The sequence below is a fragment of the Brevundimonas sp. CURTG3B2_SDJG genome, from assembly GCF_057364705.1.
On record NZ_JBNFOJ010000127.1, the window covers coordinates 1 to 8,253 of the forward strand.

The window sequence follows — 8,253 nt, forward strand, 5'->3', positions numbered from 1 at the left end:
AGGTCCCAGGTCCCGGCCGTCGGCGTCCGACGGTCGCGGCGCGAAGACGGCCTCGACCCCGGTCGCGCCGGCGTAGAGCGGCCGGATCACCAGCTGGTCGGCGTCCAGGTGCACCAGGCTCTCGAGCGGCCGGTCCTTCAGCGCCTTCTCGGCGAGCGCCTTCCAGTCGGCGGGGGTCGGGGTCGGAAAGGTCATGCGCCTCCATTGCCTCCGCCGGCGCGCCGGGTCCAGTCACGAGCCCCTCCCCTCGGAGCTCGAATGCCGTCCGAAGCGTCCGGATCGGTGGTTTCATTCGCCGGGCTGGCGGACTGGCGGGGAGATGCGTCACAATCGGTCGGACGAATACGCCACTTCATCGGTTGCGGTTTGAAACGGCCCGCCTACATCCTGCCGACCCCGAGCTGGAGCTTCGCCATGACCGACCTGTCCGCCTTCCCCATCACCCAGCGCTGGCCGGCCCAGCATCCCGACCGCCTGCAGCTGTATTCGCTGAACACGCCCAACGGCGTGAAGGTCTCGATCCTGCTGGAGGAACTGGGCCTGCCCTACGAGCCCCACCTGGTCGACATCACCAAGAACGAGACCTGGGGCCCGGAATTCCTGTCGCTGAATCCCAACGGCAAGATCCCCGCCATCATCGATCCCGACGGTCCCGGCGGAAAGCCGCTGGCGCTGTTCGAGTCGGGCGCCATCCTGGTCTATCTGGCCGAGAAGACCGGCCGGTTCATCCCGTCCGATCCGGCCGCCCGATACGAGACCCTGCAGTGGGTCATGTTCCAGATGGCGGCGATCGGTCCGATGTTCGGCCAGGTCGGCTTCTTCCACAAATTCGCCGGCAAGGCCTTCGAGGACAAGCGCCCCTTGCAGCGCTACGTCGGCGAGGCGACCCGCCTGCTGAAGGTGCTGGACGACCGGCTTGCCAATGAAGGGGGAGAGCCCCGCGACTGGATCATGGGCGACGACTACACCATCGCCGACATCGCGACGCTGGGCTGGGTCCGGAACCTGATCGGCTTCTACGAGGCCCGCGATCTGGTCGACTACGACAGCCTGAAGAACGTCCCCGCCTGGCTGGAGCGCGGCCTGGCCCGCCCGGCGGTGCAGCGCGGGCTGAACATTCCCAGCAAGGGTTGACCCCTGGGGATACGAAGAAGGGGAGCGACGGCGACGTCGCTCCCCTTCTCAATTCTGCGGACCCGCGGCGTCGGGGGGCTGAGACAGGGACCGCGGCCGCGCCGCCGGCCGCCGTGGACGGCGCGGCCGGATGGGATGGAGCCTTACGAGGCGTCGACCAGCACGATCTCGGCGTCGGACAGGGCCTTGACCGTCAGGGTCTCGACCTCGGTCACGGCCACGCCGTCGCGGGCGTTGGCGCGCACCCCGTTCACCTCGATCTCGCCCTTGGCCGGGACCAGATAGCCGCGCCGCGACGCGCCCAGCGGATAGTCGGCGCTCTCGCCGGCCTTCAGCGTCGCCGCGACGACGCGAGCCTCGGTGCGGATCGGCAGGGCGTCCCCGTCCCCCTCGAAACCCGAGGCCAGGACCACGAACTGCCCGGCCCGATCGCCCTTGGGAAAGGGGCGCGACCCCCAGGACGGCTTCTCGCCGCGACGGGTCGGCTCGATCCAGATCTGGAAGATCCGGGTCAGGTCCGGCTCGGCGTTGTACTCGGCGTGCCGGATGCCGGTGCCGGCGCTCATCACCTGGACGTCGCCGGCTTCGGTGCGGCCCTTGTTGCCCAGGCTGTCCTCGTGGGTGATGGCCCCTTCGCGGACGTAGGTGATGATCTCCATGTCGGCGTGGGGATGGGGCGGGAAGCCCGTTCCGGCGGCGATCTCGTCGTCGTTCCAGACGCGCAGCGCGCCCCAGCTCATCCGCGCCGGGTCGTAATAGTTGGCGAACGAGAAGTGGTGCTTGGCGTTGAGCCAGCCGTGGTTCGCTCCGCCCAGGCTGTCGAACGGTCGCAGTTCGATCATGGTCTTGTCTCCGCGCCCCGCCGTCGGGGCGCCGTTGCTTGACGACAAGATAGCGATCAGCTTCGGTTCCAAAATAGAAACACTCGAAACTCATCGTTTCCAGACGGATCCATGTCCAAGCTTCCCGATCTCGAGGCCCTGGCCGTCTTCTCCAAGGTGGCGGAGACCAGTCCTTCTCCCGCGCGGCCGAGGCGCTGGGCCTGTCCAAGGCGACGGTCTCCAAGGCGTCAGCCGGCTGGAGCTGCGACTCGGCGCGACCCTGCTGCACCGGACGTCCCGCCGGTTCTCGCTGACCGACGCCGGGCGGACCCTGGCGGCGCGCGCATCGCAGATGCTGGCCGAGGCCGAGGCCGCCGAAGGCGAGATGCTGGACCAGGCGGTGCGCCCGCGCGGCCTGGTCCGCCTCGCCGCGCCCATGTCGTTCGGCATGGCCTATGTCGCTCCCGCCCTGCCGGAATTCCTGGCGACCCATCCCGACGTCTCGGTCGACCTGCATCTGTCCGACGAAGTGGTCGATCTGGTCGGCGGGGGCTTCGACTGCGCGCTCAGGATCGCGGCCCTGCCCGATTCCTCGATGACCGCGCGGCGGCTGCGGCCGATCCGGCGTTACCTGGTCGCCTCGCCCGGCTATCTGGAGCAGCGCGGGCGGCCCGAGCATCCGTCCGACCTCGTCCGCCACGCCTGCCTGGGCTACGCCTACCTGCCCAACGCCGAGCTGTGGCGGTTCGTGAACGCGGCCGGAGAGGAGGCGGCCGTGCGGCCGCACGGCCCGCTGCGGGCCAACAACGCCGACGCCCTGACCGCGGCCCTCTGCGCGGGCCTGGGCGTCGCGCCGCAGCCGGACTTCATCTACTGGCGCGACCTGGCGGCGGGGAAACTGCAGACGGTGATGACGGACTGGAGCCTGCCGCCGATCGATCTGCATCTGGTCGCCCCGGGCGGCGGCCCCCGCCCGCGAGGGTGACGGCGCTGATGACCTATCTGGCCGCCCGGTTCTCTGGACCGCTGTGGCCGGGAGACACGGCGGGACGCTGATCGGCCCGCGCTGGAGCCATTCGTCACAATCATTGATCCCGATCTCGTCTTTCCCCCCGAGGTTGAATGTGGTCCTCTCGGCTAGCGGCCAAGCTCGCCGCCCAGTCCAGCGCGATCCGGATCGGACCGCGCGTCGCCCAGTGTTCCTCGCCAAGCGTCCTCCCCAGGCCGCGTCGCCCTCCGGCGGCGGGGCGATCGGTTCGAGTGCGGCCCCGCCGCGCCAGAAGGAGACTGAACGATGACCAAGACCATCATGCTGATCCATGGCGCCTGGCTGAACGCCGCCAGCTGGGAGAGCTTCAAGGCCCGCTACGAGGCCCAGGGCTTCACCGTCGTCGCCCCGGACTGGCCCCATGACGACCGCACGCCGGCGGAGCTGCGCGACTTTCCCCGCAAGGAGTTGGCCCGGGTGGGTCAGGTCGATCTGTTCGACCACTACGAGCGCCATATCCGCGCCCTGCCGGAGACGCCCATCCTGATCGGCCACTCGCTGGGCGGGGTCGTCGTGCAGCACCTGCTGGACCGCGGCCTGGGGGTCGCCGGCGTGGCGATCAATCCGGCCCCCACCCCGGGCGTGCCGCTGGGGCCGCACGCGATCGTCTCGGCCCTGCCGGTCTTCCTGGACCTGTTCAGCTGGCGCAAGTCCAAGGTGATGACCCGCAAATTCTTCGCCGAACGGTTCGCCCAGACCGCGCCGCGCGACCAGGTGACCGCGCTCTACGACGCCTACATCGTGCCGACCCCGGGCAAGGTCTACTGGGACGGCGTCACCGGAGCCTCGGGCCGGATCGACTGGAAGAACCCGAACCGCGCGCCTCTCCTGCTCATCGGCGGCGAGATCGACCTGATCGCCGACGCCTCCATGACGCGCGCCATTTACGACAAGCAGAAGCGGGCGCCGTCGCGAACGGACCTGAAGATCTTCGAGGGCCGCTCGCACTGGACCTGCATGGACGCCGGCTGGGAAGCCGTCGCCGACGACGCGCTGAACTGGGCGGTCGAGCACCAGATCGCGCGCTGATCCGGGCGGCCAGTTTCGGAAAAGATGTGTTTCGATCGTTTCGATTTTCAACCGTTCGAACTCGACCGATCCTCCCGCTGCAACCCACCCGGCGATCCGCCGGAACCCGACAGGAGCGTTCGACATGGCTTTCATCACCGCAAACGACGGCGCCCGGATCTTCTACAAGGACTGGGGCTCGGGCCAGCCGGTCCTGTTCAGCCACGGCTGGCCGCTCACCGCCGACGCCTGGGACGCGCAGATGCAGTTCCTGGGCTCCAACGGCTACCGCGTCATCGCCCATGACCGCCGCAGCCACGGCCGCTCGGACCAGACCTGGGACGGCAACCACATGGACCAGTATGCGGACGACCTGGCCACCCTGATCGATGCGCTGAACCTCAAGGACCTGGTCCTGGTCGGCCACTCGACCGGCGGCGGCGAGATCACCCACTACGTCGGCCGCCACGGGACCAGCCGGGTGGCCAAGATCGTCCTGATCGGCGCCGTCCCGCCCCTGATGCTCAAGACCGAAGCCAATCCCGGCGGCCTGCCGATCGAGGTCTTCGACGGCATCCGCAAGGGGACCTACGACGACCGCAGCCAGTTTTTCCGCGACCTGACCCTGCCCTTCTACGGCTACAACCGGCCGGGCGCGAAAATCTCGGAGGGCGTCCGCGACTCCTTCTGGCTGCAAGGCATGATGGGCGGGATCAAGGGGCAGCTGGACTGCATCCACGAGTTCTCGGAAGTCGACTACACGCCCGATCTCGAAAAGTTCGACAAGCCGACCCTGATCATCCACGGCGACGACGATCAGATCGTCCCGATCGACGCCGCCGGCCGCAAGTCGCACCAGATCGTCAAGGGCTCGATCCTGAAGGTCTACGAGGGCGGCTCCCACGGCCTGGCCACCACCGAACAGGACCGGGTCAACGCCGACCTGCTGGCCTTCATCCGCGGCTGACCCGTCGTCGCCCGCTCCGGACGCCTATCGCGGTTCCGGAGCGGGCTCTGTCGGCGCGGGGGAGACGGCGGATTCAGCAGCAGTTGCGGCCGGGCGGGCGCGGTCCAGTTCGGGCACGTACAGGCCCGTCGCCATGCCCACCAGCCCGCCGGCCACCATGCCGCCGGCGTTGAACCGGGGGCCGAAGCCCTCGCACGGATCGGGCTTGGCGATGTCGCGCGGCTTGCGGTCCTCGGGCGAGAAGGCGTCGCCCACGGCGTCGCCGAAGGGCTCGGCGAACTGCAGCGCGTCCCCGACCCGCGACAGGGACGGATCGTCCATGCCCACGGCCGTGGCGTTCCGCGCCCAGACCAGGGCCGCGACCTGCTGGCCCGATCCCGGCGCCAGAAGCTCGGTCTCCACCGCCAGGCCGCCCGTGGTTCCCGGGACCCGTACGCCCAGCGGCCCGGGGATGAAGTAGTTGACCGCCGCCGACGCCACCGATCCGGTGCGGCCCCGTCGGGGTCGATCCGGGGTCACGCCGGCCCGGGATGCGGGCCGCGTCCGGCGCGGCCTCGGGCAGGACGGTGAACCGCTCGCTGACCTCGTAGCAGATCTGCCGGTCGACCTCGCGCAGCACCGCCTGACGCTCGCCCTCGTCCAGATCGGGCGCGGCGTCGCCGACCAGCAGGCTCGGCTCGATGAAGACCCGTTCGACCATCGCCGCCGCCGCGTCGTCGCGGCGCTGGACGATCGAGGCGCGCAGGGTGCCGGACTTGCGGTCCAGGCCTTCGTAGCTGGACAGGAACCCGGCGTGCGGCTCCGGCGCCGTCTGGCAGGCGGCGGCGGCCAGCAGACCCGTCGCGGCCAGGGCGTTCAGGTATCGAACCATGTGGAAGTCCTTCTTGGGGGAGGAAGGGAGGCGTCGGGAAGGGGAGGGCGGTCAGGGCGATGTCGCCGGCGTCTCGATCGCCATGTAGCCGAGGCCGCGGATGGCCCGGATCGACATCCGCGCGTTCAGCTCGGCGAGCCGGCGCCGCACGCGATGGACGTGAACCTGGATCGAGTTCTCGGTGTAGTCCTGGGCGTAGGAGTAAAGGCTCTCGCCCAGCTGTTCGCGCGTGATGATCCGGTCCGGCGAGCGCAGGAACCGCTCCAGGACGATGCCCTCGCCCCGCGACAGCTGGACGTTGGCGCCATCGACGGCGACCTCGCGGGTTCCGGTGTCGAAGCGGACGTTGCCGTAGCGCAGCACGGGGTCCAGCATCGAGGCTGGGCGGCGGGCCAGCGCCCGCAGCCGGGCGATCAGCTCCTCCAGCGCGAACGGCTTGACCAGATAGTCGTCCGCGCCGGCGTTCAGGCCCTCGACCCGGCGGTCGATGTCGCCCAGCGCGGTCAGCAGCAGCACCGGGCACGATCCGGCCCTCGGCGCGGCCGCGCCAGCAGGTCCAGGCCGCTCTCCTCGCCCAGCATGATGTCCAGGACCACCACGTCGTAGTCCGACGATCGCCAGGCATGCCAGCCATCCTCGAACCGGTCCGCCAGGTCCACGGCGAAGCCGGCGCGGGTCAGCGACCGGGCGGTGGATTCGCCCAGCAGCCGGTTGTCCTCGACGAGCAGAACCTTCATCCCGCCACCTCTGCCGCGCCAGTCTTTCGCCAAGCTTTCGCGAAGGCGGATTTCCAGCCGGGCCGGAAGGCGCCCCGGGCGGCGTCGACCGGGCGGCCCGGATCCGCCCCTGTCTCGCCGCAGCCCGAGAAGTCCAGTTCGAAGCAGGCCCCGCCGGCCGTCCGGATCAGCCGCGCCTGCCCCTCGTGCAGCGCCATGATCCGGGCGACGATGGACAGGCCCAGGCCGGCCCCGCCGCTGGCCGGGTCCGCCTTGCTGAACCGGTCGAACAGGCGGTCGGCGAAGGCGGCGGGCACGCCCGGGCCGTCGTCCGAGACGGTGATCGTTCCGGCCGGCCCCACGGTCACGGTGATGCAGGAACGGCCGGCGTGTGCCGGATGGCGTTCTCCAGAAGATTGCGCAGGGCGACGTCGATCATCAGGGGATGTCCTTGGGCCGGCCAGGTCTCGGCGACCGAGGCGAATTCCAGCTGACGGCCGCTCGAGAGGATGGCGGGGGCGAGCTCGCTGGCGGTTCGCCGCGCGACGGCGACCAGATCGAAGGCTTCGGTCGCCCGCGTCGGGCCGTGCTCGGTCTCGGCCAGCAGCAGCAACTGCGCGATCAGGCGCGACAGACGGTCGAACTCCTGGACGGCCGCCTTGCGGTCCTCGGGCTCCAGCCGGTTCTCGACCTGGGCCCTGAGCGCGGCCAGTGGCGTGCGCAGTTCGTGGGCGGCGTTGGCGGAGAAGTCGCGCTGGGCGCGCCAGCCGCGCTCCAGCCGGTCCAGCGCGCCGTTGAACGCCTCGACCAGCGGCGCGATCTCGGCGGGCGCGATCGTCAGGTTCAGCCGCGCCTCCAGCGTCGCCGGGCCGATCAGGGCGGCCTGTTCGGACATGCGGCGCAGCGGCTTCAGTCCCGCGCGCAGCACCGCGTAGACGGTCCCGACCGTCAGGGCGATGTAGAAGGAGAGCAGGGGCAGAACCTCGCGGACCTCCCTGGCGAAGTCCCCTGAGGTGATCCGCTCGATCGGCGTCATCTGGTCGCTGGGCTCGGGATCCATGCCGAGCATTTCCTGACCCAGGTAGGTGACCAGGATGACGACGACGACGGTCGGAAAGATCATCCCCATGAGGGAGCGTCCGCTGCGTCGCGAGGATGCCGATCGTGCCATGTCCGTCCTCGATGCGCGCCGGCGCCCCGCCGACCGGCGCCTGTAGGGGACGCGCCTTTCATGGAGCTTTCAAGACGACGCGCGCGCCCGTCAGGGTGGCGAAAGCTTCGGATTGGACGGTCGGGCTCCTCCCCCTCCCCGTCGCCTCCCGGAGCCTGGCCATGACCCTCGCCCAACCCGCCGCCGCCCGCGACCCTCGCGCTCGCCAGCGCGCCGCCCGCCGGGACCTCTTCCTCTGGACCGGACAGGTGTGGCTGGCGATGTTCTTCGGCGCGGCCGGCTACGCCAAGCTGACCGAGTCCGAGGCCAATCTGATCGCCCTGCTGGGCTGGCCCGCACACGCCGCCCTGCCCCTGGTCCAGGGTCTGGGCGCGGCCGAGATCGCGGTGGCCCTGGGCATGATCCTGCCCGGTTCGGCGACGATGGGACGGCGGATCGTCCTGATCTGCGCCGCCCTTGCGACGATCGCCGCGGCGGCGATGCTGGCGGTCCACGGCGCGCGCGGGAGCTTGGGCCT

Annotated in this window: 11 protein-coding genes and 2 pseudogenes; 5 read left to right on the forward strand and 8 right to left on the reverse strand. The window is 70.3% G+C overall.

Going from position 1 to position 8,253, the window contains the following annotated elements:
* Positions 1 to 195: pseudogene (locus AC2W7C_RS10020) on the reverse strand (methylmalonyl-CoA mutase family protein); the annotation flags it as partial.
* A gap of 219 nt (positions 196 to 414) precedes the next feature.
* Here AC2W7C_RS10020 and AC2W7C_RS10025 point away from each other — a divergent pair.
* A complete protein-coding gene (locus AC2W7C_RS10025; RefSeq protein WP_486001312.1) occupies positions 415 to 1,134 on the forward strand; it encodes a glutathione S-transferase N-terminal domain-containing protein in 720 nt (239 codons plus the stop codon).
* Between the two features lie 143 nt (positions 1,135 to 1,277).
* Here AC2W7C_RS10025 and AC2W7C_RS10030 read toward each other — a convergent pair whose 3' ends face one another.
* Positions 1,278 to 1,976, reverse strand: coding sequence for a pirin family protein (locus tag AC2W7C_RS10030; protein ID WP_486001313.1), 699 nt, complete (start codon positions 1,974 to 1,976; stop codon positions 1,278 to 1,280).
* Positions 1,977 to 2,307: 331 nt separating this feature from the next.
* Between AC2W7C_RS10030 and AC2W7C_RS10035 the strand changes: the two genes are divergently transcribed.
* From AC2W7C_RS10035 to AC2W7C_RS10045, 3 genes are all read left to right on the forward strand, one after another.
* On the forward strand, positions 2,308 to 2,940 hold the full coding sequence (locus tag AC2W7C_RS10035) for a substrate binding domain-containing protein (RefSeq protein ID WP_486001314.1): 633 nt from the start codon (positions 2,308 to 2,310) through the stop codon (positions 2,938 to 2,940).
* Between the two features lie 309 nt (positions 2,941 to 3,249).
* Complete coding sequence (locus tag AC2W7C_RS10040; RefSeq protein WP_486001315.1) at positions 3,250 to 4,032, forward strand: alpha/beta hydrolase; 783 nt, start codon at positions 3,250 to 3,252, stop codon at positions 4,030 to 4,032.
* Between the two features lie 124 nt (positions 4,033 to 4,156).
* Complete coding sequence (locus AC2W7C_RS10045; RefSeq protein WP_486001316.1) at positions 4,157 to 4,978, forward strand: alpha/beta fold hydrolase; 822 nt, start codon at positions 4,157 to 4,159, stop codon at positions 4,976 to 4,978.
* 24 nt (positions 4,979 to 5,002) lie between these two features.
* Here the strand turns inward: AC2W7C_RS10045 and AC2W7C_RS10050 are convergent, their stop codons facing one another.
* The 6 genes and pseudogenes from AC2W7C_RS10050 to AC2W7C_RS10075 form a co-directional block, all read right to left on the reverse strand.
* Positions 5,003 to 5,497, reverse strand: a complete 495-nt coding sequence (locus tag AC2W7C_RS10050; protein ID WP_486001322.1) for a hypothetical protein — start codon at positions 5,495 to 5,497, stop codon at positions 5,003 to 5,005.
* Positions 5,498 to 5,519: 22 nt separating this feature from the next.
* Positions 5,520 to 5,849, reverse strand: a pseudogene (locus AC2W7C_RS10055) (DUF3313 family protein); the annotation flags it as partial.
* A gap of 51 nt (positions 5,850 to 5,900) precedes the next feature.
* A complete protein-coding gene (locus AC2W7C_RS10060; RefSeq protein WP_486001317.1) occupies positions 5,901 to 6,365 on the reverse strand; it encodes a winged helix-turn-helix domain-containing protein in 465 nt (154 codons plus the stop codon).
* Positions 6,353 to 6,586, reverse strand: coding sequence for a response regulator (locus tag AC2W7C_RS10065; RefSeq protein ID WP_486001318.1), 234 nt, complete (start codon positions 6,584 to 6,586; stop codon positions 6,353 to 6,355). The genes AC2W7C_RS10060 and AC2W7C_RS10065 overlap by 13 nt, the downstream gene beginning before the upstream one ends.
* Positions 6,583 to 6,933: an ATP-binding protein gene (locus AC2W7C_RS10070; RefSeq protein ID WP_486001319.1), complete on the reverse strand. Its 351-nt coding sequence runs from the start codon at positions 6,931 to 6,933 to the stop codon at positions 6,583 to 6,585. Before AC2W7C_RS10070 ends, AC2W7C_RS10065 begins: the two co-directional genes overlap by 4 nt.
* A complete protein-coding gene (locus AC2W7C_RS10075; RefSeq protein ID WP_486001320.1) occupies positions 6,930 to 7,688 on the reverse strand; it encodes a histidine kinase dimerization/phospho-acceptor domain-containing protein in 759 nt (252 codons plus the stop codon). The genes AC2W7C_RS10070 and AC2W7C_RS10075 overlap by 4 nt, the downstream gene beginning before the upstream one ends.
* A gap of 209 nt (positions 7,689 to 7,897) precedes the next feature.
* On the opposite strand from AC2W7C_RS10075, the gene AC2W7C_RS10080 reads away from it, so the two are divergent.
* Positions 7,898 to 8,253, forward strand: a 356-nt coding sequence (locus tag AC2W7C_RS10080; RefSeq protein ID WP_486001321.1) for a DoxX family protein, incomplete at its 3' end; no start/stop codon positions are given.